The organism is Gilvimarinus gilvus (assembly GCF_030518155.1).
Lineage (GTDB): Bacteria > Pseudomonadota > Gammaproteobacteria > Pseudomonadales > Cellvibrionaceae > Gilvimarinus > Gilvimarinus gilvus.
Genome location: NZ_JAULRU010000235.1, coordinates 1 through 338, shown reverse-complemented (window position 1 = coordinate 338; position 338 = coordinate 1). Strand labels below are relative to the sequence as shown.

General features: G+C 58.6%; 1 protein-coding gene. It reads left to right on the top strand.

From position 1 onward, the window contains the following. The coding region (locus tag QWI17_RS03235) for a histidine kinase dimerization/phospho-acceptor domain-containing protein (RefSeq protein ID WP_302721065.1) at nucleotides 1-338 on the top strand (338 nt) is incomplete at both ends.

Here is a 338-nt window from a genome sequence, read left to right as displayed (position 1 = left end):
TGATGGGATGCCGGCAGAACTCAAGAAGCTCGCCGACGGCATCAACATCATGCTGGCTCGCCTGGATGATGGCGTTCAGCAGCTCTCGCAGTTCTCTGACGACCTTGCCCACGAACTTCGAGCACCGCTTTCCAACCTGATGGGCAAGGCCCAGGTTGCCTTGACCAGAGAAAGATCGCTTTCCGAGTACCGGGAGGTTCTAGAGTCGTGCACAGAAGAGTTGGACCGCATGAGCCGCATGGTTTCCGACATGCTGTTCTTGGCCCAGGTCAGTCACCCTGCGTCCATGGTGGAGTTCGAACCGGTGTCCCTGGTCGACGAGGTTCAGCGCGTATGCG